This window comes from Stieleria magnilauensis (assembly GCA_007753675.1).
Classification (GTDB): Bacteria; Planctomycetota; Planctomycetia; order Pirellulales; family Pirellulaceae; genus Stieleria; species Stieleria magnilauensis.
In genome coordinates, this window is sequence record CP036432.1 from 4,381,667 (window position 1) to 4,406,328 (window position 24,662).

14 protein-coding genes are annotated in these 24,662 nt (G+C 60.7%); 10 read left to right on the forward strand and 4 right to left on the reverse strand.

Going from position 1 to position 24,662, the window contains the following annotated elements; all coding sequences use genetic code 11:
- Window positions 1-252: 252 nt before the first annotated feature.
- Window positions 253-1,962 carry an IS1182 family transposase gene (locus TBK1r_RS15560; RefSeq protein ID WP_419580133.1) on the forward strand — a complete coding sequence of 570 codons (1,710 nt, stop codon included), beginning with the start codon at window positions 253-255 and terminating at the stop codon, window positions 1,960-1,962.
- Between the two features lie 328 nt (window positions 1,963-2,290).
- Here the strand turns inward: TBK1r_RS15560 and TBK1r_RS15565 are convergent, their stop codons facing one another.
- Window positions 2,291-3,451 (reverse strand): DegT/DnrJ/EryC1/StrS family aminotransferase, encoded by a 1,161-nt coding sequence (locus tag TBK1r_RS15565; RefSeq protein WP_145212327.1) that lies wholly within the window; start codon window positions 3,449-3,451, stop codon window positions 2,291-2,293.
- 255 nt (window positions 3,452-3,706) lie between these two features.
- Here TBK1r_RS15565 and TBK1r_RS15570 point away from each other — a divergent pair, with 255 nt between their 5' ends.
- Both TBK1r_RS15570 and TBK1r_RS15580 read left to right on the forward strand, forming a co-directional pair.
- The gene (locus tag TBK1r_RS15570) at window positions 3,707-4,315 is read left to right on the forward strand and encodes an RNA polymerase sigma factor (RefSeq protein WP_145212330.1); all 609 of its coding nucleotides are present in this window, start codon (window positions 3,707-3,709) and stop codon (window positions 4,313-4,315) included.
- Window positions 4,316-4,389: 74 nt separating this feature from the next.
- Window positions 4,390-7,089 (forward strand): VWA domain-containing protein, encoded by a 2,700-nt coding sequence (locus TBK1r_RS15580; protein ID WP_419581384.1) that lies wholly within the window; start codon window positions 4,390-4,392, stop codon window positions 7,087-7,089.
- A gap of 120 nt (window positions 7,090-7,209) precedes the next feature.
- Here TBK1r_RS15580 and TBK1r_RS15585 read toward each other — a convergent pair whose 3' ends face one another.
- Window positions 7,210-8,532: an anti-sigma factor gene (locus TBK1r_RS15585; protein WP_145212333.1), complete on the reverse strand. Its 1,323-nt coding sequence runs from the start codon at window positions 8,530-8,532 to the stop codon at window positions 7,210-7,212.
- A gap of 412 nt (window positions 8,533-8,944) precedes the next feature.
- Here TBK1r_RS15585 and TBK1r_RS15590 point away from each other — a divergent pair, with 412 nt between their 5' ends.
- A complete protein-coding gene (locus TBK1r_RS15590; protein WP_145222660.1) occupies window positions 8,945-9,712 on the forward strand; it encodes a class I SAM-dependent methyltransferase in 768 nt (255 codons plus the stop codon).
- 415 nt (window positions 9,713-10,127) lie between these two features.
- On the opposite strand, the gene TBK1r_RS15595 is transcribed toward TBK1r_RS15590, so the two are convergent.
- Window positions 10,128-11,561 carry a hypothetical protein gene (locus TBK1r_RS15595; RefSeq protein WP_145212336.1) on the reverse strand — a complete coding sequence of 478 codons (1,434 nt, stop codon included), beginning with the start codon at window positions 11,559-11,561 and terminating at the stop codon, window positions 10,128-10,130.
- Window positions 11,562-11,739: 178 nt separating this feature from the next.
- Here TBK1r_RS15595 and xylB point away from each other — a divergent pair, with 178 nt between their 5' ends.
- The 4 genes from xylB (at window position 11,740) to TBK1r_RS15615 (ending at window position 19,952) form a co-directional block, all read left to right on the forward strand.
- Complete coding sequence (gene xylB / locus TBK1r_RS15600) at window positions 11,740-13,263, forward strand: xylulokinase (RefSeq protein ID WP_145212339.1); 1,524 nt, start codon at window positions 11,740-11,742, stop codon at window positions 13,261-13,263.
- 134 nt (window positions 13,264-13,397) lie between these two features.
- Window positions 13,398-14,183: an enoyl-CoA hydratase/isomerase family protein gene (locus tag TBK1r_RS15605; protein WP_145212341.1), complete on the forward strand. Its 786-nt coding sequence runs from the start codon at window positions 13,398-13,400 to the stop codon at window positions 14,181-14,183.
- Window positions 14,174-18,130, forward strand: coding sequence for a serine/threonine-protein kinase (locus tag TBK1r_RS15610; RefSeq protein ID WP_419581385.1), 3,957 nt, complete (start codon window positions 14,174-14,176; stop codon window positions 18,128-18,130). Before TBK1r_RS15605 ends, TBK1r_RS15610 begins: the two co-directional genes overlap by 10 nt.
- Window positions 18,131-18,239: 109 nt before the next feature.
- The gene (locus tag TBK1r_RS15615; RefSeq protein WP_419581386.1) at window positions 18,240-19,952 is read left to right on the forward strand and encodes an alpha-keto acid decarboxylase family protein; all 1,713 of its coding nucleotides are present in this window, start codon (window positions 18,240-18,242) and stop codon (window positions 19,950-19,952) included.
- On the opposite strand, the gene TBK1r_RS15620 is transcribed toward TBK1r_RS15615, so the two are convergent.
- The gene (locus TBK1r_RS15620; RefSeq protein ID WP_145212348.1) at window positions 19,949-20,329 is read right to left on the reverse strand and encodes a hypothetical protein; all 381 of its coding nucleotides are present in this window, start codon (window positions 20,327-20,329) and stop codon (window positions 19,949-19,951) included. The genes TBK1r_RS15615 and TBK1r_RS15620 overlap by 4 nt on opposite strands.
- 168 nt (window positions 20,330-20,497) lie before the next feature.
- On the opposite strand from TBK1r_RS15620, the gene TBK1r_RS15625 reads away from it, so the two are divergent.
- Window positions 20,498-20,974 carry a hypothetical protein gene (locus TBK1r_RS15625; RefSeq protein WP_145212350.1) on the forward strand — a complete coding sequence of 159 codons (477 nt, stop codon included), beginning with the start codon at window positions 20,498-20,500 and terminating at the stop codon, window positions 20,972-20,974.
- A complete protein-coding gene (locus TBK1r_RS15630) occupies window positions 20,971-24,624 on the forward strand; it encodes a GEVED domain-containing protein (protein WP_145212353.1) in 3,654 nt (1,217 codons plus the stop codon). The genes TBK1r_RS15625 and TBK1r_RS15630 overlap by 4 nt, the downstream gene beginning before the upstream one ends.
- The last annotated feature ends 38 nt before the right edge of the window (window positions 24,625-24,662 follow it).

Here is a 24,662-nt window from a genome sequence, read left to right on the forward strand (position 1 = left end):
AGAGCGGAGCGTTCCGCTCACGATAGCAACAAACGGAGTGCGTCTTGTTAGCGGCAGGGCGCGAGCCCTCCGGTCTTTGTTAGCGGCAGGGCGCAAGCCCTCCGGTCCTTGTTAGCGGCAGGGCGCTAGCGGCCTGTCGGTTTAGTGTATCCACAAAACGAGGGGAGGTGGCTTAGTAGGCATCGTCACGATGTTTGCTATTCTTGGCGGATCGTCGTCGCGATTCACTTCTCACGCAGGGAGGCTTGCCCAGTGAGCCAGAGACAACCCAAGACCAGCTATTGGCAGGAAGCTCCTACACCACGCGGGCAACTGGTCCTCATTCCCACCGCCCTGGAGGAACTCATCCCTCAGGATCATCCCGTTCGCTTGGTCGACGAGATTCTCGATCAGATGGACTGGACTGATTGGGAGGCGGCCTACAACGGCGGATTCGGTCAGCCGCCGATCCATCCCAGCGTAATGGCAAAGATCCTGCTGTTTGCCATGATTCGGCGAATCCGATCCAGCCGGAACATTGAATACGAACTCAAGCATTCGATCGATTTTATCTGGCTTAGCAGCGGTCGCCGCATCGATCACAGCACGATCAGCGACTTCCGCCGAAACAATAGTGATGCAGTCAAAGGCATCTTCAAACAAATGGTCAAGCTGGCGATCAACCTGGGGATCGCCAATCTCTCGGAACTGTGCATCGACGGCACACGCATCCTGGCTGACGCCAACAAATACAAGACTTGGACGGCCAAACGATTAGCCAAAGCACTCGAAGAACTTGACGCGCAAATTGATGAGGCCCTGGAAACCTTCGAAGTCAACGACGCATGCGACGAAGATCTCATCGGCCAGGACGTTTCGGCGGACCGCCTCCCCGCCGCCGTCGCCAACTTGAAGTCACGCCGCTCACAACTGGCCGCTCATCTGGAGACGGTCAATGCGATGGACGAAGTCCGCAGGAAAAATGGGACGAAGGGCCCCGCCCAGTTACCCAAGACTGACACGGACAGTCGCATTCTTCCCAATAAGGAGGGTGGTTACGCAGCCAACTTTACTCCGATGGCGACGACCGAAACGCAGAGCGGCCTGATCGTTGCGGCGGACGTCTTGATCGGCAACGTCGAACACCACGAATTTGCCACCATCGTCGACTGTGTGGCCAACGACTTTGGAATTGACATTAAGCGAGTCATGGCTGACTCGGCTTACACGACGGGCAAAAACCTCACTGCGGCTGAGGAAAAACAGATCGAACTGATTGGCCCGCTTGCCGAAACCAATCGCGAGAACAACCCTGCCGAGCGTTCGGATTTGACTGAGCCCGTTGCCGCCGATCAGATTGATCAGTTGCCGGTTAATCCACAAACCAAACGATTTGACAAAGCAGCGTTTGTGTACGACGAAGCGAACGACTGCTATTACTGCCCGGCAGGCAAAGTGCTTTCACATCGGACGACCGAGAACACGACGCATGGCGACGGCTCTCCGGTGCAGCGAAAGGTTTACACCTGTTTTGAATGCGAGGGCTGCACGCTGGCTGGGCGTTGTCGCAAGAACGTGAAGCCAAAAGACGAGGCAAGCAGCAGCGAGGCATCGTCCCAGGAGTCCAGCGAAGCGACCTCGTCGGACAAGCGAGCGGGCAAGCGACGTGGTCGCAAGCCTGGCCCGCCACGTGGTCGCGAGACGATGCATGATGAGCATGAAGGAGCGCGACGTCGGCAGCGTGCGCGAATGGAAACGCCTGCAGCCAAAGAGGCTTACTCTCGTCGTCAGCATTTCGGTGAAACGCCTTTCGCCGTGATCAAGAGCACGCTTGATATGCGGCGATTCCTGCTTCGAGGTATCGCAGGTGTGAATCAAGAATGGCGCTGGGCGGCGACCGGATTCAATCTGAAGAAAATCATGAGTTACTTGGCGAAGCTGCGCGCCGCCGCGGCGACACAATCGCTCGGAACAGCAAACTAGGGGAGATAGGGGGCATTTCGAACGAAATCCGCCACAAGCGAACGCCACGATCCCGTCAACACGCTTACCAACGACTCTGGATGCCCCGCATAGCACCATAAAAGCCTCGTCCGGAACCAAAATCGAATCAACCGTCCCCAGGAACTAAATCGACAGGCCGCAAGCCCTCCGGTCTTTGTTAGCGGCAGGGCGCAAGCCCTCCGGTCTTTGTTAGCGGCAGGGCGCAAGCCCTCCGGTCCTTCAATATCTTCTCCAGCTTCACCGGACGGCTCGCGCCGTTCCGCTAAGACGTTCTCTGCCAACGGCCGTGCCGCTTACACCGTCAGCCCTACGCGGCCGCTTTGGCGCCGGCCTGATAGTATCCGCCGATGCAGTCGACGACTTGCTGCTGTTCGGCTTCGGTCAACGACGGGAAGATCGGCAGGTTCAAGATTTCCGCGCTGGCACGCTCGGTTTCCGGCAGCGTGCTGCCGTCCACGTTCAAGTACTCAAAGCATTGCTGCTTGTGCATCGGAACCGGGTAATAGATTTCGCTGCCCACGCCACGTTCGGCCAAGTAGGCACGCAAGGCATCACGTCGTCCACCGCCGACGCGGATTCCGAATTGATTCCAGACGTGGAACGCATGGGGATCGACCGTCGGCAAGACGATTTGATCGGGACCGACGAGACCGCGGTCGGTCAACAGCTCCATGTAACCTGACGCGATCTTGCTGCGCGACGTGATGGCATCACCGAGGTGTCGCAATTTGACCCGCAACACGGCGGCCTGAAACGTATCGATCCGGCTGTTGATCCCGACCGCTTGATGGTAGTAACGGGGACGCATGCCGTGGCCGGCCAACAAACGCAAGCGATCGGCCATCACCGCGTCGCCGCTGGTCAGCATGCCGGCGTCACCCATCGCGCCGAGATTCTTGGTCGGGTAAAAACTGAAGCACCCGACCAGTCCCCAACTGCCTGCGGGCCGCGAGTGGTACGCCGCGCCGATGGCTTGAGCGGCGTCTTCGACGACGGGGATGTCGTGTTCGTTGGCGATCTGGCAGATCCGATCGATTTGGGCACACTGGCCGAACAGGTGCACCGGGATGATCGCCTTGGTGTTTTTCGTGATCGCCTCGGCAACGCACTGGGGGTCGAGATTGAACGTGTCGGGACAGATGTCGACGAACACCGGTGTCGCACCCAACCGCGTGATGCAGCTGACCGACGCGAAAAAGGTGAAACTGGGCACAATGACTTCGTCGCCGGCTTTGATGTCCAACGCCATCAACGACAGCAACAGCGCATCGCTGCCGGAGGCACAGCCGACGGCATGTTCGACTTGGCTGTACTGGGCGATCTCGTTTTCCAATTCTGCGACGTCGGGGCCGAACAGAAATCGACCGCTGTCGACGACCGCGGCGAGGGCTTCGACGAATTCGTCACGATGGGGCTTGTTGTCGCGGTTGACGTCCAGCAACGGGACGGTGGTGTTTGGGCCAGCCATGGTCGAACCTTCCTTGTTCGTATTGTTATGCGGAATTCGCGAGTGGCGGAGAGTCCCGTTTGCCGGTCGGACCACACCGATCGCGATGATTTTTGAGCGGGGAACTCCGCGTTGGGTGATAACCGCGGACAATCGATCAGGTCAATAGAAAACGGCTTCACAAAAACGACAGAAAAATCGAACCGTTTGCCTAACATTGGCGCCGCCCGTTCGTGTTGTCGTCTGTACCGCGTCCATGATTCGCCCCGGAACACCATGCCAGACCACTCCGCAGCCGAAATGTTGGCCGACGACCCCGAATCGGGGCCGAACGCCGGCGCCGATCCGACCGCGGATTTGCCGCCCCACCAGCGGCAAGCCTGGTCCCCGGATGAATTGTCGCAGCTGATCAGTCGCTACGAGGGGCAATTGCTTGCATATGCCCGCCGGATGCTCAATGGCGATTGGCAGGCCGCCCAGGACGCGGTGCAAGAAACCTTTTTACGGCTGTGTCGCGAGGAGCGTGGAAAGATCGTCTCCCGAGTCCAGCCCTGGTTATTTGCCGTTTGCCGCAGCCGAGTGATTGACATGCAACGTACCCGACATGCGCACCCGATCGATGCCGCCGAGATCACGGTGCAGGACCCCCACCCCGACGCCGCGACCGCGGCCCTGGCCGCCGAACAGACCCACGCGACGGAGAACCGGTTGGCGGTGCTGGTCGAACGATTGTCCGGTCGGCAACAGGAAGTGCTTCGATTGCGGATGCAAGCCGGATTGAGCTACCGCGAAATCGCCGACGTCACGGGCCTGACCGTCAGCAACGTCGGCTTTCACCTGCACGCCGCCGTCCGCGCCCTGAAAGACGCCGTCGCCACCACCTGAATCGACCGCCTTTTATTCGCCGCCGATTTATTTCAGCCGATCCATCCCAGCCCACACGCCGAGAGGCAAATACCATGTCTGATTCCAATCGCCCCCAGGATGCAACCGACGACTCGTCGGTTTGGGATGACGCCCGCATCACCGCCTATGTGATGGGAGAACTCTCCCCACAGGACGCCGCAGCATTCGAACAATCGATGGCCACGAACGACCAGCTCCGCGCGGCCGTCGACCAAGCCGGACGAGTCACCGAACAGTTACAAACGTTGTTCGCCGACGAACCTCCCAAGACGCTCGACGGTGAGCGACGCGAACAGATTCTGGCAGCGTCGGCAAGCCACCGCGCAGACCAGGCGACGATCGAGCCGAGCTTGTTGGAAACCTCGAGCTCCTCCAAACGACTGGTGCCCTGGCTGTTGGCCGCCGCCGCATCGATTCTGTTGTTGATCGGCATCGTGCCGGCACTGAAGCAAGCGCAGGTCGCCCAGTCTTCAACCGGCGCGTCCGAATCCGAACAGAAACCGGAACTGAAAGAGACAGACGACGAATTGCTGCTCGAATCGATCGCTCCAGTCCCCGCGGCGGAAGCGGAGCAGGACGAGCAACGTATGGAAGAACTCGCTGCCAGCGGCGCCAGCGACTCCATAGCCCGCCAATCGGTCAAGCTGAATCTCCAGCTGGAAAGCTCTGAAGCCGATGCGGGCGCAGCCATCGCGACCGCGTCTGACCAGACGGCGATCCTTCTCCCAGCACCGCCCGTCGTGGAAAAGCAGGTTGCCCGGCGGAACCTGCCGATCGAGCTTTCGCGGGAGGCGGTAAACCGCGATTCCTTCGGCGCCATGCCGGGACGGTCGGTCGCGGTCGCACCGGCCCCCGCCAGTGAACCGGCCCCCGCCAGTGAACCGGCCCCCGCCAGTGAACCGGCCCCCGCCAGTGAACCGGCCCCCGCCAGTGAGTCGGGCCCCGCCAGTGAGTCGGCCCCCATCGATGCGACGGCCCCCAAAGATGCACCGGCCACCACCAACGAGCCGCATCCGTTCGGGTTGTCGGCGGCAGCCGATGGGGCGATCCCCGCAGCAGACTCTGCTCCTGCTACGCCCGGGGGCGGCTCGGTGGCGTCAGCCCCCTCGTCGGCTTCGGGTCTGGCGAAGTCGCTTCGTGGGGGACGCACCCGACGCCTCGCAACGTTGCCTGGGGCGGGTGTGCCCGACGTCGCTGAAGGGGAATCGAAAGCCTTCTTTGACAAACGAATCGCGGCTCCGTCCGGGGACGTCGCGCTCAAAAAATCCGAAGCGAGGCTGGACTTGTATGCGCTGTCGCCAGACGGCGGCGCGCTGCCCTATACCGACGGAGATCGTTTTGATCGGATCGTCGAAAACGAATTCAAACAAGTCCGCGAGCATCCGCTCAGTACGTTTTCGATCGATGTCGACACCGCCAGCTACAGCAAGCTGCGACGCACGCTGGTCGAGGGCCGACTGCCGCGGCCGGACGCCGTTCGGATCGAAGAATTGGTCAACTACTTTGATTACGACTACGACTCGCCCCAAGCCGATTCCGAGCATCCATTCGCCACCGACGTGACGATCGCCGGCTGCCCTTGGAATGACGAACACCGCTTGGCCCGGGTCGCAATTCAAGGCAAACACCTCGCACCTGATTCCCGCCCACCTTGCAATCTGGTGTTTTTGCTGGACACCAGCGGATCGATGAATCAGCCGAACAAATTGCCGCTGGTGATCGAGGGCATGAAGATGCTGACCAAGCAACTGGGCAAGGAAGACCGTGTGGCGATCGTCGTTTATGCCGGTTCGGCCGGCATGGTGCTCGACAGCACTCCCGCCGGGAAACAAAAGAAAATCACCAAAGCGCTTTCGCAGCTCTCCGCCGGTGGCAGCACCAACGGTGGCGCGGGAATCCAATTGGCGTATGCGACCGCGCGAGACAACTTTATCAAAGACGGCGTCAATCGCGTGATTCTGTGCACCGACGGCGACTTCAACGTCGGCCTGAGCGGAACCGACCAGTTGGTGCGGCTGATCAAAGAAGAAGCGTCCGGCGGAATCTTCTTGACGGCCTTGGGATTCGGAATGGGCAACCACAACGACGCCATGATGGAACAAATCAGCGGCGAAGGAAACGGAAACTATGCCTTCATCGACACCGTCAACGAAGCCCATAAGGTGTTGGTCCGTCAAACCGATGCGACGTTGGTGACGATCGCCAAAGACGTCAAAATCCAAATCGAGTTCAATCGCCGCGTCGTTTCCAAGTACCGATTGATCGGCTACGAAAATCGCATGTTGGCGAAAGAAGACTTTTATGACGACAGCAAAGACGCCGGTGAAATCGGAGCCGGTCACCAGGTCACCGCGCTGTACGAATTGGTCCTCTCGGGCGCAAACGACGACGTGGAGCGACAGGTGGCCCCGCTGAAGTATCAGAAGTCACGCGAACTGACCGAAGCCGCTTCGTCGGGCGAGGCCATGACCGTCAAGCTGAATTATAAACAACCCGGCGGCGGCGCCAGCACGTTGATCGAACTGAGTGCCAAAGACAACGAACAAGCCTTTGCCAAAGCGGATTCGGATTTCCGATTCGCCGCCTCCGTGGCCGCCTTCGGCATGCAGCTTCGACAAAGCGAGTTCGCCGGCGACTGGACGCTCCGCAACGTCCTGGAAGTCGCCCAGGCCAACGTCGGCCCGGATGAGTTTCAGCTACGAAGCGAGTTCGTCCAATTGGTGACCGCGGCACTTCGTCTGAAGGGTGAGTAGCGGTTAGCTGCGTAGGGCATGCTGTGCATGCCAAAGTTAGCGTAGGGCATGCTGTGCATGCCAACGGGCGACACATCATTTCGATGTCGCGGCACCCTAAATCGAATCGTTGACGAAGCCCTAACGAACCAAGAACAGAATGTTCGCCATCGGGTCGGGCCCGGACTCGCCGCTGGGGTCGCCGCTGGGATCGCCGCCCGGCTGCGAGCTGATCAATTGCGCTTCTTGCTCGCCTCGAACAGGAATGAAGGGTCGATCGGCGAGCTGTTGGACCCAGGCATCAAACACTTCGTCGGCGTCACTGACGATCGGAACGATTTGACCCTGGTGACGAATCTTGGTCGGATCGACCGTTCGCACCGACTCGATCGATCGCAACAAGGGTGCGTCCAGCTGGACACTGATGGCGGAGAACCCGACCGCTTCGATGCCATCGCGGTCGCTGACCAATCGCATCACCAGGCGATCCAGTTTCTTGGCGGGCGATTCAAGCAACAGTGCTCGTGGCGACTGGTCGGCCGAAGCGTCGGTGTCGGCTTGGGGAGCGACCGCACGGGCGAGTGCTTCGTCGACCCGTCGTTCCTCGCTCTCGGCGATCTGAATCTCCGCCAGTGCTTGATCAAACGCACCGGTTTGTCGGCCGGCCTCGGACTGTTTGATCTCCACGACCATCAGCATGTTGAGCGGTCGCAGGGCGACCAACGGGGCCGTCTCGGGCGTGTCGGCGCCCGTCATCGCCGGGGCATCCTCCACCGACGGAGTTTGTGTCGTGGGATTCACCTCGGCCAACATCGGGCCGTTTGATTCCGGTTGCGTCTCCGGCGACAAATCTGGACGCGGAACATCAAGCGAATCCGCGGCGGGCTTGGCCACCGAATCATCCAACGAGTCCCCGCTGGCGGCGATCGCATCGCTCGGCGGGGCCGCCATCGGGTCTACCATCGGGTCCGCTGGGCGAACGGGATCGATCGATTCGGGTTGGTCCACGGTGGGCTGGGGCGACGTGACCAACAAAGGGTCCTCGGGTTGCGTCGTCGCAGAGCCGGAGAATTCTTTGACCGCCAGACCGATAAACAACACAGATGCCGCCAGGCCGGCGACCATCGCGATCAGTCGGGGCTTCGAAAAAGTTCGGTCAGATTGGGGGGCGACGAAGGATCCGCTTGCGGCCAACCGCAGCGGGTGGTCACTACGAAGCTCTTCGGCTTCGGCCCGGTCGATCGCGGCTTGCACGACTTGATCGGCGAACCCGTCGGGCAGCTTCGGGGTCGCCAACAAGGCCTGGCGATAGGCTTCACGCTGTCGCTTCAACCCTTCCAGCCGCTGGCTGATCGCGGGGTCATCGCTTAGCATCTGCTCGACCCGGGCGCGCTCGTCACCGCTGAGCGCACCATCCAGGTGCCCTGAAAGCAGCTCGTCGAGTAGTTCTTCTGGTAAAGCCATTTTTGAATCCGTCGCCGACAGTTTCCGAGTCATATCGGATCTACCGGGCTCAATGATACAGTGAAGAGCGGTCGCCAAGTGGGGACAGTAACAGCGTCACGCCGGAGGATGGGTTCGGCTGAGTGCCCCGAGCAGTTCAGCGTTCACGTCAATCGGATGAGCACAAGGCGGCGAAAGTTCCAGAAATTCCCGCATTTGACTTTTGTTTTCACCCCAGTTGTTGGGTTTTTCGTCAAAACAGCGGCCTGGCGGGATTTTTTTTGGGTCCATCCCGGAACAAAATGACCCGCCTGACGCGGGCCGCGTTTGGTTGTCATCACCGTGGTCAAATCACCCGGACTTCCCACCTACCCGAGAGTGTTGTGTGAATCACGACGCGACCCTGGATAACAATCGCCGTGTTTACGACCGAATGGCCGACGCGGGCAACCCGTTGTGCCGACCGGCCACCGAAGAGGAGTTGTCGCGTCCGCTGTCGGTCGTCGATCAGGCCGGTTGGTTGGGCGGATCGATCGCCGGCAAACGCGTGTTGTGCCTGGCAGCCGGGGGGGGCCGACAAAGCTCTCTGTACGCGGCCGCCGGCGCGGAGGTGACGGTGGTCGACCTGAGCGGTGCGATGCTGGAACTGGACCGCCAGGTGGCAGCCCAGCGCGGCTACCGCATGCGGGTGCTGCAAACGACGATGGAAGATCTGTCCGGGTTGAACAACGCCGAGTTTGACATCGTGATTCATCCGGTCAGCACGTGTTACGTCCCCTCGGTCACGCCGGTATTTGCCGAAGTCGCCCGGGTCACCCGCCCCGGCGGTCTGTACATCAGCCAGCACAAACAGCCGATCAGTTTGCAAGCCGGCTATCAACGCTCGGCCGACGGCTATCCGATCCGTCATGCCTATTACCGCGACGCGCCGGTTCCGCCGCCGGCGGTGATGTCGCCAAGTGCAAGTCGATTACGCGAACAAGGCGCGGTCGAATTCTTGCACCGCTGGGAAGACTTGATCGGCGGTTTGTGTCGCAGCGGGTTTGTGATCGAAGACTTGATCGAACCGCTGCACGCCAAAGCGAATGCCGTCGCCAACAGCTTCGCCGACCGGGCAACTTACATCCCGCCCTACGTCCGCATCAAAGCCCGCCGCATCGGCGATGCCGCAGCCGAGAGGCCTGCGATTGTGATCGCGTGAGGGGGAGTGGGAACTTGGCAGTCGTTTCAGGTTTCAGGTTTCAGGTTTCCTGACACTAACGTTTTCTATGTTTACCCGCGATGAAGCCCGAAGGGCTGGCACAATGCTTGCCGGTGGCGTCAGCCACCGGAATGGAAAGACCTCGATCACGGAGGCCTGAAAGGCCGGCACAATCGGTTTGATGAACCGCGGGTATTGCTTGAAGCTGGGGAATTGTGTCGGCCCGCTGGGCCTCAGAGATTCCGTGTAACCATCTCCGGTGGCTCACGCCACCGGCATTCACTCTGCCGGCCCTCCGGGCCTAACAGACTTCGCCTGTCCGGCGAAACGCGATACATAGAAAACGTTAGAGTCAGCAAATCTCAAATCGAACAGCTAACAGCTAACCGCTAACCGCTAACCACTAACCGCTAACCTACCCGCCGAAGCCGAGGGTCCGTTTCCAGGCGACGGATTGTTGTTCTCGGCCGAGTTCGTCGGTGATCGCGTCCCATTGCGTGGCGGCATCGGCGAGCGCCTCGGCGGCGGATTGTTCACCGGCCAAACAGCGCCGGACTTGCCGATCCAGCACGGCGTAATAGCGATCGGCGCCGGGCAGAATCAGTCCCCGCGTGACTTGCAGCGTCTGCAACCGCTCGGCCAGCCAACGCGCATACGGGCTGCCCGAAGGCGACGACTCATTGCCCGGGGTGGTTCGCGTTTGGGAGAACAGTCCGATCTGTTGCCGCACCGTCGAGATCCGCTCACCGCCGGAGAGCCAACCGATGAATTGTTTCGACGCGCTGGTCTGTCGGCACCCGCTGCTGAGACAGGCGAGCGGGGTTTGCGGTCCCAGCCACAACTGATCGGTTTCCGTTTCTCGCGGACAGTCAAACACACTGACTTCGAATTCTTCGCGGCCGTCTGCAGCGCGCTGATCCGACTCCGCGTCGTTGACGGCGTCAGGGACTTCATAGCCGATCCCGCCGGCCAGTTCACCGCGACGGATGGCATGCCAGATCTGACCGGGCGTCATCGCGGAATCGGGATATCGTTTTGCGGTCGCGGCAAGTTGTTCCAACGCGGCAACGTAGTCTTCGGAATCGATCTCCGGTTTCATCGTCGCGCGGTTGAACAACCAGCGACGCGTGAACGTGGACGCGCAGCGATTGAGAAACGAGGATCCGGCCCAGCCGGGCGCCAGCGGTTCGGCGGCTTTCCCGTAGAGCTGCTCGACCCAATCGTGATAGGCGGCCCAGGAATCACATTGGACTTCCGACTCGAGCGCCAACAGGGCCAGCACTTTGGCGCCGACGGCGATGCCCCAGGTGTTTCCGCCGTAATCGCCCAGTCCGTTGATCACGGCGGGGAAGGGTTTTCCGTACTGGGTCTGGTATTCCTTCAGCAGCTCGTCACTGAATCGGACCGCCGCGTCCTGTGCCCTGATTTCACCGAGATAGCTTTGCGGTGCGATCGCGACGTCGGCAAGCAGCATCTGAGCCGCGAAATCGGTCGCACGACTTTTCCCCACCGCGTCGTCAGACGACGATGACTCCGCTGACTCATCGGACACCGGTCCGGCTGAAACCGAGCCGTCGAACACTTCGATGTTGAGCGGCTGGTCTTGCGTCATCGACCAGGCCACACGGATCGACTCGGCAACGGATTGGCCGTCGGAGAGCAAACTGCCTGCGATCAGGATGCGGAGCGGCACCTCCGAGCGAGCCTGCTGGGCCGATGAGGTTGCGCTGTCAGCCCCCGTGCCGGTGGATTTGATGCCGGAGTCACCGCATCCGGCCACCACCGAGGCTGCGAGAATCGAGACCGCCGTGCGGCGATCGATTGGACGGGAGCGAAAGTCACGAGACATGGCGGCTGGCCGCGAGGGAAGCGGCATTTCTCGGTAATCGGGCGTGCGTGCGAGACATTTTGGCAAAACCATTCCCGTCAGAAGACGATGGAAATTACAGTCTGCCGGCGGCGCGATAACATACGCAGCACCCCGGGATCGGGTTCGGTAGGAAAGTTTCATTTCTAGTAGGCGCATCATGAGTCATTATTTGGGAATCGACATCGGCACCAGCGGCACCAAGACGCTGCTGATCGACGAGAGCGGAAAAGTCATTGCAGAAGCCGATGCGACGTATCCGATGGAGCAACCGAAACCGGGCTGGACGCAGCAGGACCCGGAGGACTGGTGGAAAGCGACGGTCAAGACGGTGCGGGCGGTGATGCGGTCGTCCGGTTGCAAACCGGACGACGTCAAAGCGATCGGGTTGAGCGGCCAGATGCACGGCAGCGTCTTCTTGGACCGCGACGACAACGTCATCCGCCCAGCGCTGCTGTGGAATGACCAGCGCACCGCGGCCGAGTGCGACGAGATCACGTCTGCCGCCGGCGGACGCAAACGCTTGATCAAACTGGTCGCCAATCCCGCCCTGACGGGATTCCAAGCGCCCAAGGTATTGTGGCTGCGGAACAACGAGAAACGACACTTTGATGCCTTGGCCAAAGTCCTGTTGCCCAAGGACGACATCCGGCGACGTCTGATCGGGGATTACGTGACCGAAGTCAGTGATGCCAGCGGCACGCTGTTCTTGGACGTCGTCCATCGAAAATGGTCCGCCCCGCTGCTTTCCAAACTCGGGCTCGATGCCGATCTGCTGCCCCGGGTGGTGGAGAGCCATGAAGTGACCGGGACGTTGACTAAGGCGGCCGCCAAGGCGCTCGGGTTGACCACCGATTGCAAGGTGGTCGGTGGCGCGGGCGACTGTGCCGCCGGCGCGGTCGGCAACGGTGTCGTGAAAAAAGGTGTGCTCAGCACCTCGATCGGAACCAGCGGCGTGATGTTTGTCCACAGCGACCAACCGCAATACGACGCGGCCGGACGCCTGCACACGTTTTGTCACGCCGTCGACGGCGCCTGGCACATGATGGGCGTCAACTTGACCAGCGGCGGATCGCTGCAGTGGTGGGTCGAATCGGTGCTGCAAGGGCTGGCCGGAATGGGCGGCAGCGACGTTTATCGGGCCGCCACCGCCGAAGCGCAAGCCTGTCCCGCCGGCAGCAACGGATTGTTGTTCCTGCCTTACTTGAACGGGGAACGCACACCGCACGCCGACCCACAGGCACGCGGCGCGTTCGTCGGATTGAATCTGACGCACACCCGCGGTTCGATGACTCGCAGCGTGATGGAAGGCATCACGTTTGCGCTGCGGGACAGCCTGGAAATCATCACCTCGTTGGATGTCCCCGTCCGCGAAATCCGCGCCTCCGGAGGCGGCAGCAAAAACCCATTCTGGCGACAAATGCAAGCCGACGTGTTTGGTAAAAAGATCACGACGCTGAAAGTGGAACAAGGACCGGCCTATGGCGTCGCACTGTTGGCCGCCGTCGGCGATGGCGCGTACAAGAACGTCCAAGCGGCCTGCAAAGCGACCATCGAAGTCGCCGAGCAAACGCCCGCCGATCGAAAATCCGTCAAGGCCTACAACGAGTTGTTCCCCGTCTACCGAAAACTTTACCACGACCTGAAGGACTCGATGCAAACGCTGGCCGGACTTCAACAGTGACGTCCGGCGAGAGGAAAGCACCGATCGATTGACCCGTTGGCACGAAACGGTTTGTGCATGGTTAGCGGCAGGGCGCAAGCCCTCCGGTACTGCCGACGGACATCGGATCATCCCCCGCCCTCAAACCAAACATCATGCAACACGTCGAACTGACCATCACCGACCACGTCGCCACGTTGGCGCTCAAGCGGCCGGAGGTGTGCAATGCACTCGATTCGGCATTGATCGCCGATCTCAGTCTGGCGCTGTCGGACGTGCACCAGGAACGCCGCGTCGGCGCGGTGCTGATCACCGGCAAAGGCGACCATTTTTGCAGCGGCGTCGATCTCAAAGCGTTCGCCAAAGTCGCCGAGCTGGAACCGATCGACGCCCAGGTCAAATGGTTCGAAGTCTGGCGTGAGCTGACCGAATTGTGCGAGACGATCTTGCGTTTCCCCAAACCCGTGATCGCCGCGGTCGATGGCCAAGCGATCGGCGCCGGACTGGCCATCGCCCTGGCCGCGGACATGATCGTGATGTCCGACCGCGCGGAACTGACGGCCAACGCCGCCGAGCGGGGATTGATCGGCGGATTGACCGCGCCGTTGTTGTCCTTCCGTTTCGGCGCGGCCATCGCCGCGCGAATGCTGTTGACCGGCGCGCCGCTCGATGCCGCCGAAGCGTATCGGTTGGGAATGTGTTGCGAAGTCGTCCCGGCGAGCCAAATCTGGATCGCGGCGACCGCGTGGGCCAAACGCTGCGGCGCGGCGCCACGGGAATCGCTGCAAGCGACCAAGCGGATGCTCAATGAAAGTATCGGCGAGACCTTGCTGACCAATTTGACCAACGGCGCCGCGACCGGGGCGACGGTGTGCAACACCGAGTCGGCGGCCGAGGGCATTCGAGCGTTCGTCGAGAAACGGATTCCCCAGTGGCCCTGAGCATCGACGAAATTGCCACCCACGCGATCAGCCTGGACAACCCAGTCGAACGGGATGTCTATCTGGCCGCGGCCTGCGGGGCGGATCAATCGCTGCGAAAACGGGTCGACTCGCTGCTGGCCGCACTGGAGTCCGCCGACGACGCCAGCTTTCTCGCCTCGGGGCTGTTCGGCGGCGGTGACCGACCGGCGGGCCTGGCGGAAGACGGCATCGCGGAAATCGGTGACGCATCCGACGATTCCGCTGATCGGTTCGAACTGCGAAGCAAGCACGCCGTCGGCGGCTTGGGCGAAGTCTGGGTGGCCTGGGACCGGCAACTCGGACGCGAAGTGGCGCTGAAACAAATGCGTCCGGAGTGGTCCGGAAATTTTAATGCCGCCGCGCGGTTTCGACGCGAAGCCGAAATCACGGGCTTTTTGGAACACCCCGGCGTCGTCCCGATTTACGCCCTCGGTCAGCAAGCCGACCGACGGCCGTTTTACGCGATGCAATTCATCCGCGGACGAACCCTGCAACAGGTCGTCGAAGAACAGCTGCATCGCCCCGTCACTCCGCAAGCGCTGGCCTCCCAAGATCGATCGCCACGCTGGTACGACACCGCATCGCTACGCAAGATCCTCGATCACTTTGTCGATGTCTGCCAGACGATCGACTACGCCCACTCGCGACAAGTCGTCCATCGCGATTTGAAACCCGCCAACATCATGTTGGGGACCTATGGGCGAACGCTGGTCGTCGATTGGGGGCTCGCCAAATGGCTGGACCCCTCGGTGCGTCCCAGTGATTCACCGGGCACCGAGAAAGAGATCGACCAACAGATCGATGCCACGCTTTCTCTGGCCAACCAAAATGATTCCTCCGTCGATGAAACCTGCCAGGGCACCACGCTCGGCACGCCCCGGTACATGAGCCCGGAACAGGCGGCGGGGATGATCGACCAGATCGGACCGGCCGCGGACATCTATTGCTTGGGCGCGACGCTCTATTTCATCCTGACCGGCCAGGCGCCGCACGCCGGTGAAGCGGATCTGCAGTCCACTTTCAATCGGATCATCGAAGGCCGATTTGACCCGCCGACGAAAGTGCGTCACGAGATCCCCGGCGCCTTGCAAGCGATCATCTTGAAATCGATGGCCACGCGGATGTCCCAGCGCTACGCCTCCGCCGGCGACCTGGCCGAGGACGTGCAAAAGTATCTGGCCGATCAACCGATCAGCGTGTTCACCGATCCTCCGATCGAACGGACGCTGCGTTGGGCTCGCAATCACCGCGCCTGGACCGCGGCACTGGCGGTCGGTTTGCTGCTGACGTTTGTCGGCACCATCGCCGGTGTGATGGTGCGGGGCGAGATGAACCGCCGCGCGATGGAAGCGGCGCGAATCGAAACCGAAAAAGAACGTGAGATCCGGTTTCAAGAAGAGACACGTCGGTTGGAGGCGGTGGCGGCGTCCGGTGCCGCGCTCCAACGCAGCGAAGCGGCGCTGGCGGAAAGCCGTTATGCGGACGCCGCCGCGCTGGTCGGTGTCGCCATCGATCGAATGGAACACCATGACTCGCTGGCCGGGCAACGCGAATCCCTGATCAGCCGCCGCGATCGGCTGCAGCGTTTGGGACGGTTTCATGCGCTGCAGCGTGAAGGCGAAGATCTGGACCACTTGGCACGCGACACCGAAGCCGCAGTCTTGCTGCAAGCTTCACTCGATGAGTTGGGCGTCTGGAAAAGCGACACGTGGTGGGACGACTTGCCGGATGAGGATCTGACCGCACTGCAACGCGACCGGCTGCGTTGGCAGGTCTATCGTATCTTGACCGCCCTGAATTCGTTGTACGTGACCAAAATGGTTGTCGCGATGGGCGGCGACTCCGATGGCGGATCACCGAGTACGTTGAAGTTGATTCGCAGCTACTTGTCGTCCGGCGTTGGCAAACGGGAAGCGCGGGCAGCGATGGAGCTGACCACACGGATCCAATCGTTCCGACGCAGCGAATCGGCTCGGTGGTTGGGAAGCATCGCCTCGTTTCGGCTCAGCGGCGGAAAACGCGTGGAACCGGCCGAACTGGGGCCGCCCCGAAATCCAGCCGATGGTCGATCGATGGCGATCTTCAGCCTGATCGCGAGCGTCGATGCCAACTACCGCTCCTGGTTTAAAAACTACGGCGAGGCGTTCATGGAACCGAGCGACGACGATCCCGCCGACCGGGCACTCGACGTCGCATTGGAGTCGCTGCGACGCGTTTCCGACCAGGCACCGGATGACTGCTGGATCCACCTGACCATTGCCCAAGCGTATTACTTGAAGGCGCAGCGGGCCGAATCCAACGACGACTTCGACAACGCCCTGTTGTACTACGAACTCGCGCGCGGCGAATATGGACGCTGCATCGCGATTCGCCCCGGCGCCGCGTTTGTGTTCGCCGATCGATCCACCGTCGCGCTCCGCCAAGCCGTCTTGCTACGCGATCATCCGAAATCCCACGCCAGCCACCGGCCCCGCGCCAAGGAACTTCTGCAGACCAGCTTTCGTGATGCCAGCCAAGCCAAGCGACTCAAGCCGGACGCGCATTGGGTGTACTGGCATGTCGGGGCGACCGCTGCGGAGCTCGGGCAGACCGACACGGCGATCGAAGCCTTTTTCCAGGCCGTCGAACTGGGTCTGGACCTGCAGGACACGATGGATGGCCCGCTGGTGCGACTGGACGATCTCCGCGGACGCGCACAAGCGATTGAATTCGCCTACCGCGATTCCGACCGCCTCGCCAACCTGACCGGCCCGGATCGCGCCGCCAGTCGCCGCGCGTCACTGATCGCATCGCTGGAGTATTCGCGCGGCAATCGAGAGCCCGCGCGGATCTGGTCGGCCAAAGCGATCGAGTTGGACGGCGACAACTCACGCGCCCACCAGATCGCCGGTTGGTGCGCCTTCCATGACCCGTCTTGGGAAACGGCGCAGCGGCATTTTGAAAACGCGATTCGTCTGTCACCGACCGATACCGTTTCGCTGATCGGCGCCGCACGCGTCGCCGAACAAATCGATGCTCAGAGATCGACGCAGGACGCCGGCCAGGAAGCAATGCACAGCGGGCAACTGGAGCAATCCGACAAGTGGTACCGTGCCGCCATCGAGGCGGCCGTTTCCCAGCGGCATCGTTCGACCGCTTGGTTCGGATTGGCGAAACGTGAATTGCGACGCGGAGCGTTGGACCGGGCGCTCGCGGCGATCGAATCCGCCCGAACGCTCGACCCGGCCTGTGACGTTTCCCGGTTTATCGATTTGTCTCGCACCGAAGCCAGGCGGTTGCTGCTGCATGCCCGCTCGGCGCCCGACGAACGCGAGAAACAACAGGCACTCGATCAGATTCAAGCGTTAAAAAACTTCCTCGACGAAATCTCGTCGCTGCCGATCGCTTCAGTCAACCAAATCGTCGACTCGGCCAGTGACCGCCCGCCCGCCACGTTGCCGCTGCTCGGCAGCGATTTCGAATTGCCTTTGGAAACCTATTGGCGACTCGAATCGGTCAGCCAGTCCAGCGATTCCGGCGAACAGATTCTCGGCGGCAGCCCTCCCTTGGCCGTCGTGTCAGACGATGCAAAATCGGGCAATTGGTGCTTGACGATTCGCCGCACCGAACGCGAGCGGCCCACCGGCAACTGGGCATTGTCCCAAACCATCCCTGCCACAACGGGACTGGATTATCGCGTCACGGCACGGGTTCAATCGAAAGACACAGACCGGCAAACGGCACAACTTGTGGTGCGTCACGCGGGAGCCGAACTGGTACGTCTGGAATTGGCGGGCGAGCGCGACACCTGGACGCGTCGGGCCGGCGAGTTTTCGATTCGGCGCACCGACACGTCGATCGATCCGTTGGAAATCCGCATCGAAGTCGCCGACCCGGAATTTGGAAGTGTCCTGTTGGATGAAATAAAAGTGACGCGGATCGAGTGACCAGTTGCCGTCGGTCACGCGGTGCAGGGCGATCGGCATGCACAGCAATGCCTCCCTCGCCTAAAATAAAGGAAAGTTCGAACTAGGCTTCCCCAGGGAGACTTTTGCGATGGATGCCTCTCAATCGGCGATGTCAAAACCCGTTTCCACCGCGTCGACTCGGCGTGTGACTGCCAACGTTTCGATCGCACAGTACTTGATCCAACGCTTGCAAGACTACGGGATCGGGCACATGTTCGGTATCCCCGGCGACTATGTCTTGTCGCTGTACAGCGAATTGGAAAAGAGTCCGATCGAAATGATCGGCTGCACGCGTGAAGACTGTGCGGGGTTCGCAGCCGACGCCTACTCCCGGCTCAACGGAATGGGCGCGGTGTGCGTCACGTACTGCGTCGGCGGGCTCAGCGTCTGTAACTCGATCGCCGGCGCGTTCGCGGAAAAATCGCCGGTCGTGGTCGTGACCGGATCACCGGGGCTGAAAGAACGATCCAGCGGGGCGTTGTTGCATCACATGGTGCGAGACTTTCGGACCCAATACGAGGTCTTCGAAAAATTCACGATCGCCGGCGTGGAGCTTTCCGATCCGCTGACCGCGTTCGCCGAAATCGATCGTGTGCTGGACGCCTGTGATCGTTTCAAACGCCCGGTGTATTTGGAATTACCACGTGACATGGTGCACGTCGTTCCGCCGATCGTCCATGGCTACCGCGGTTCCAGTCACGTCAACGACCAACAGGCAACAACGGAAGCCATTCGTGAAACGAGCCGCTTGATCGAAGCGGCAGACTGTCCGGTCATCCTGGCCGGTGTGGAACTGCATCGTTTCGGCTTGCAAGACGAATTGTTGCAGTTGGCTGAAGCGGCCAACATTCCGATCGCCACAACGATGTTGGGCAAAAGCGTGATCAGTGAACGTCATCCGATGTTCATCGGGCTGTACGAAGGAGCCTTGGGGGATCAAGCCGTCACGCAGTTTGTCGAGAACAGCGACTTGGTCCTGCTGTTGGGCGCGTTCATGAGCGACATCAACCTGGGAATTTTTTCCGCCAACCTCAATCCCGCACGCTGCGTGTACGCGACCAGTGAAACGCTGCGGATCTCCCACCACCACTATCACAACGTCGGTTTAAAAGAGTTCATTGTCGGGCTGGTGGAAGCGGGCTTGGTACCGCAGCAGCGATCGATTCCCGAACAGCTCTCCTCGACCAAACGTTCTTCGTCGAAACACTCCGAGCCCGGCGAAGGGGGCTTGCGGACGAGCTGGATGATGAGCCGACTGAATCGTCTAATCGACGCCGACACGATCGTGATCGCGGATGTGGGCGACTCGTTGTTTGCGGCGACCGAACTGACGATCCACGAGCGGGGTGAATTCTTGAGCCCGGCCTATTACACGTCGATGGGTTTCAGTGTACCCGCAGCCTTGGGGGCTGCCACCGCTCGCCCCGATCACCGTGTCGTCGTGCTCGTCGGCGACGGCGCGTTCCAGATGACCGGCCAAGAACTCAGCACCTTGATTCGTTGCGGCCACTGTCCGATCGTGATCCTATTGGACAACCACGGCTATGGCACCGAGCGCTACTTACACGCCGGCGATTGGAAATACAACGAAATCCATCATTGGGAGTATGGCAAGTTGCTCGACGTCTACGGTTGCGGAAAAAGCCACTACGCGGAAACGGAGCTGGAGTTTGAAGCGGCACTCCAAGACGCCTGGAACACACTCGACCAGCCGCACTTGATTCATGCAAAACTGGTCGAGGGTGATGGCAGTGATACGCTAAAAAATCTTGCCGATCGGATGAGCAAGACGGTTGGTTAGCTGGGCTTGTGCTTGCTGTGACAGGCTTTGCAATTGCTCGCTTTCTTCAGCATCGCGCTGGCGTCGGCGTCACCTTCGACCGCGGCCTTGCCGGCTTTGACCAACGCACCGGTCAGCTCTTTCCAACTTTCTTCCTCGCCACGCGGTGGCTCGTTCTTCGAAAGGGCGACCAGCATCGCGTGCAACTTCTTGGCGTCTTCGGCCGATCCGTCGCCACCGGCCACCTTTTTCAGCAACGGCCCCTTGAAGGCCTCTTTCATCACCTGCTTGGTCTTGAACTTGGGCTTGTCACCGTCATCGTCTGCGGCAATCGCCGGCAACCCGATCAAGGCCACCGCGACTAAACAAACCAGCCCACCGAAAATCTTCGCTCTCATCGTTGTCAACTCTCTTAATGGTACCATGAAGAAAAACCGGCCCGGGCGCTCCTCCGGATAGCGATAGATATAGGTGATCGGTCGGGCGTGTGCCACAAAAGCAGTGCCAGTGGACGGTAATTGTCGAGAATTCCCCAAACGAGTCGCTCTCCGGGTAACCAATTGTTCATGAACAAGCTGAGTCAAAACCAACGCGAACAAATCCTCTCGGAGTTCCAGACACGCGGCAAAATTGCGGCCGTCAAACGGTACAAGGATTGGATGAAGTGCTCTCTGCTGGAAGCCAAGAACGCCGTCGAAGCCATCGAGCGTGATGCGGAGGACGTCGAAGCCGACCAACCACAGTCGTCGGACTCGGTCGAATGGGACCGTGCCATGCGCGAGATCGACGAGGCCCTCGCTCGACGCAAGAAACTCAGAGCAGTAAAGATTTATCGCCAACTCTCCGGCAAGTCGCTTCGAGAATGCAGGGCCTTTGTGGATGCCAGGATGGAGCAGTCTCGATCAACCTCCGCGGAGTCGCCGGCCAGTTCGACGGCGGTCGATTCGCAACGCTCGGGATGCTTTTCTGGAATACTGCTCTTTGCCAGCCTGACCGGGCTGTGCTGCATCAGCGGTTTGATTGCAATTATAATTCTCGAATGAAATTATCATTCGCTCGACGAGTCCGCTACGCGAAGCTCAAGGGCCGACGGCTACGACTGCAACACTTAGAACCGCGTCAGTTGCTCGCCGCCGGTGCGGATTTGGCGTTTTACGAATTTGCCAATCACACCACGGCAACACCGGAACTGTTTTCGGTCGACACGCATGCGCAGACGACCGCCAGCGACATCAACTCGCCGCTCGGCCTGGGATGGACCGGAAACGGCGAACCGCCGAACGGTCTGGCGCTCGGTGGTGCATTCAACGAAACCAGCGAACCGACACCCGCCGGCGGCCAGGACGATTATTTTGAATTGACGATCACGCCCGACCCCGGTTACGTGTTAAACCTCGCTCGATTCAGCATGCAGATCCGTCGCAACGATCCCGATTCCAAGGACAGTTACTCCGTCTACTTTGACAACGATCCGGGACCCGGCGGAGACAACTTCACGACGAAACTGGCCAGCGGAAAAATCACCAGCGAAGACGTTTTTGAATCGATCAGCATTCCCCTGGAAGACGTGCCGGGATTGGCCGACCAAACCACGCCGATCACCTTTCGCGTGTACGCTTGGGGAACGGTGGGCTTGAACGCGATGCGGCTGGACAACATCCGTGTGCAGGAAGTGCAACGGACGGTCAGCGAATCGTCGTTGGCCTACTATGGCGATGCGGGTCGATTGCTTCATCCGTTGGACGCATTTGGCAATCGCATCGTCGATTTTTCGGCCGCCGGCTATCGCAACAGCAACGAACCCTTGCCGGATGTCACCGCGACAATTGATCCATCGCGGTTTGTCACGGTCGCCCCCGTCGCCGGTGATGACATGGCGAGTCTGCAGGCTGCGATCGATCAAGTCGGATCGTTGCCCGTCGCATCCGACGGCTATCGCGGCGTCGTGCAATTGACCGCCGGCGAATACCAAATCAGCGACCGACTCACGATCCTCGACAGCGGCGTGGTCTTACGCGGCGTCGGCGACGGCGACGATCCGCTGACCAGCACCATCCTCCGCGCGACCGGAACGACACAGCGGTCGGTCATCGTCGTCGGCCGGTCGTCCGGTTTCGCGTCCGGCATCGCCAACACGACGCACAACATCGTCGACAAATACGTGCCCGTGGGCGCGACAAGCCTGCGCGTCGATTCGACGGCCAACTGGAGTGTCGGCGATCCCGTCGTCGTCAAACGGCCCAGCACCGCCGAGTGGATCACCGCGATCGGCATGGACAACATTCCGCCGCGCAGTGACGGCGGAACCGTCAATCAATGGGCACCCGGCGGAAACTTTGACCATCTGTACGAACGCGTGATCACCCGGATCGAAGGCGATCGCGTCTTTCTCAATGCGCCGTTGATGTCGTCGTTTCAACAGGAATACGGCGGCGGCACCGTGTTTCGATACACGTTCCCCCGCATCGAAAACGTCGGCATCGAAAACATCCGCGGCGTGTCCGACTTTGTCAGCCCGACCGACGAGGCGCATGCCAGCACTTTCATCGAACTGCAATCCGTTCAAGACGCCTGGGTCCGCAACGTCACCGGACAACATTTCATCTTCGCAACCGTTCATGCGACCAGTCGTGCGATCCGAGTCACCGTGGACGATGCCCAGAGCTTGGATCCCGTTTCCATCATCACCGGTGCCCGACGATACCCCTTCACGATCGATGGGCAATTCGTGTTGATGCAGAACCTCTACTCGGAAAACGGACGGCACGATTTTGTCAACAATTCCTCCTGGCGGAATCGCGGACCAAACGTTTTTCTCAACGGAACGGCGGTCGATTCCCACAGTTCCACCGGCCCCCACCAACGCTGGTCGTCGGGCACGCTTTATGACACGATCACGACCGACAATCTGATCGAAGCACGCAACCGAGGCAATTTCGGCAGCGGACACGGTTGGGGCGGCGCCAGCATGGTGTTCTGGAACGCGCGTGCCGAACAGTTCATCGTTCAGAACCCGCAAACGGCCCAAAACTGGGTGATCGGGTCGACAGGCACACTGGTCAACGAAACGCGTTTCGGCCCCCAACCGCCGGCAACCGTCGACGCACACGCCACGCCGATCGATTTTGGCGACCCACAAAACCCGACCAGCAGCCTGTTCGTTGCCCAACACAACCAGCGGATGGCCGACCCGACCGCGGAAACCCGTGAGTACGTGCTGGGAGATTTCGATTCGCTCACCTACGACGGTTCGACCTCGGCAGATTCGCTGCCCGTCGATCCACAATGGATGAGCGACGTGACGACGTTGGCGGCGGGAACACCGATCCGGTCCAGCGACCAAGTGACCGACGGCCAGTACGTCACCTTTCGTTTCCAATACGCGCTGGACACCCACGAGGTGGTGCGTTCGGCGGTGCTGTCGTTGGGATTACGGGGAACCGGTGGAGCGACGTCCGATGATTCCATCTGGATCGACGACCTTTCGCGACCGCGATCGCTCGGCTCCCTTGGCATCACCGCTCCGCTGTCGACTTCCGAAACAACGACGCTGACGGTCGAACTGACCGGTCGGGATCTGATCGCGGCTCAAGACGGACAGCTGGACGTCTTGATCGGCCAGCACAGCGCCGTGGATTGGGCGGTCTTGAATCTGTCGGTCACCGAGCTCGACGTGTTTGATTTCGGCGATGCCCCCGCATCGTATCCCACAACCCTGGCCCAAGACGGAGCACGCCACGGAGCGACCGGGCCGCGTCTGGGCGAAACGCGCGATGAAGAATCCGATGGCGTGGCGTCCGCGGGAGCCGATGCGGATTTGGACGACGGAGTGTTGTTCGGTGCCATTCGCATGGGTCACCCGATGGCGGGCGTGAACATCGATCTGCAAAACGCGGCCGAAGCCAAAGTCGATGTCTGGGTCGATTTTGATTTTGACGGGACCTGGCAACCGAACGAACAAGTCCTTTCCGCCGCCCCCGTTTCCGCGGGACTGCAAACACTCAATTACAACCTGCCAGCCTCGGCGCCGCTCGGCCAGACCATCGCCCGCGTCCGACTCAGTTCGGTCGGTGGATTGCAACCGACCGGGTTTGCGTTTGATGGCGAAGTCGAAGACTATCCAGTCATCGTCCAAGCCGCCGTGGCCCCGGACGTCGAATCGATCGTGATCAATGACGGCCAGCCCCAACGCTCACGCGTGGATCGTTTGACGGTGAAGTTCGACAGCGAAGTCGAAACGTCGGCGGGCGCATTTTCGGTCCGCGACCGAGCGACCGGCCAACAGGTCGATCTTTCGCTTGCCACCGAAATCCAAACCGGGAAGACCGTCGCCACGTTGACGTTCTTGCCCGGCCCTGCCGTGGTCACCCGCGCGACCGGTCTGCATTCGCTCCGCGATGGCAATTATGAATTGACCGTGATCGGATCGGGAGTCACTTTCGGCGGACTGGGCATGGACGGTGACGTCTCCTTCGGCGATCAAGCCGCCGACGCGTTCTTCCGGCATTTCGGCGACACCGATGGAGACCGCGATGTGGACGGCCAAGATTACGGCCGCTTCGGATTGACGTTTCTGCGTTCCCCGACCGATGATGGCTTCCGCGAAGAACTCGATTTCGACGGCGATGGCGACGTCGACGGCCAAGACTACGGCCGCTTCGGACAACGTTTCCTCAAACGACTTGAGTTTTAGCCTGTTGGCATGCACAGCATGCCCGACGCACTGTCGGC

What these genes read in the sequence shown, in the direction of transcription:
- TBK1r_RS15565 (WP_145212327.1), bottom strand. Translation starts at nt 3,451, where the DNA reads ATGGCTGGCCCAAACACCACCGTCCCGTTGCTGGACGTCAACCGCGAC.
- TBK1r_RS15570 (WP_145212330.1), top strand. Translation starts at nt 3,707, where the DNA reads ATGCCAGACCACTCCGCAGCCGAAATGTTGGCCGACGACCCCGAATCG.
- TBK1r_RS15580 (WP_419581384.1), top strand. Translation starts at nt 4,390, where the DNA reads ATGTCTGATTCCAATCGCCCCCAGGATGCAACCGACGACTCGTCGGTT.
- TBK1r_RS15585 (WP_145212333.1), bottom strand. Translation starts at nt 8,532, where the DNA reads ATGGCTTTACCAGAAGAACTACTCGACGAGCTGCTTTCAGGGCACCTG.
- TBK1r_RS15590 (WP_145222660.1), top strand. Translation starts at nt 8,945, where the DNA reads ATGGCCGACGCGGGCAACCCGTTGTGCCGACCGGCCACCGAAGAGGAG.
- TBK1r_RS15595 (WP_145212336.1), bottom strand. Translation starts at nt 11,561, where the DNA reads ATGTCTCGTGACTTTCGCTCCCGTCCAATCGATCGCCGCACGGCGGTC.
- xylB (WP_145212339.1), top strand. Translation starts at nt 11,740, where the DNA reads ATGAGTCATTATTTGGGAATCGACATCGGCACCAGCGGCACCAAGACG.
- TBK1r_RS15605 (WP_145212341.1), top strand. Translation starts at nt 13,398, where the DNA reads ATGCAACACGTCGAACTGACCATCACCGACCACGTCGCCACGTTGGCG.
- TBK1r_RS15615 (WP_419581386.1), top strand. Translation starts at nt 18,240, where the DNA reads ATGGATGCCTCTCAATCGGCGATGTCAAAACCCGTTTCCACCGCGTCG.
- TBK1r_RS15620 (WP_145212348.1), bottom strand. Translation starts at nt 20,329, where the DNA reads ATGAGAGCGAAGATTTTCGGTGGGCTGGTTTGTTTAGTCGCGGTGGCC.
- TBK1r_RS15625 (WP_145212350.1), top strand. Translation starts at nt 20,498, where the DNA reads ATGAACAAGCTGAGTCAAAACCAACGCGAACAAATCCTCTCGGAGTTC.
- TBK1r_RS15630 (WP_145212353.1), top strand. Translation starts at nt 20,971, where the DNA reads ATGAAATTATCATTCGCTCGACGAGTCCGCTACGCGAAGCTCAAGGGC.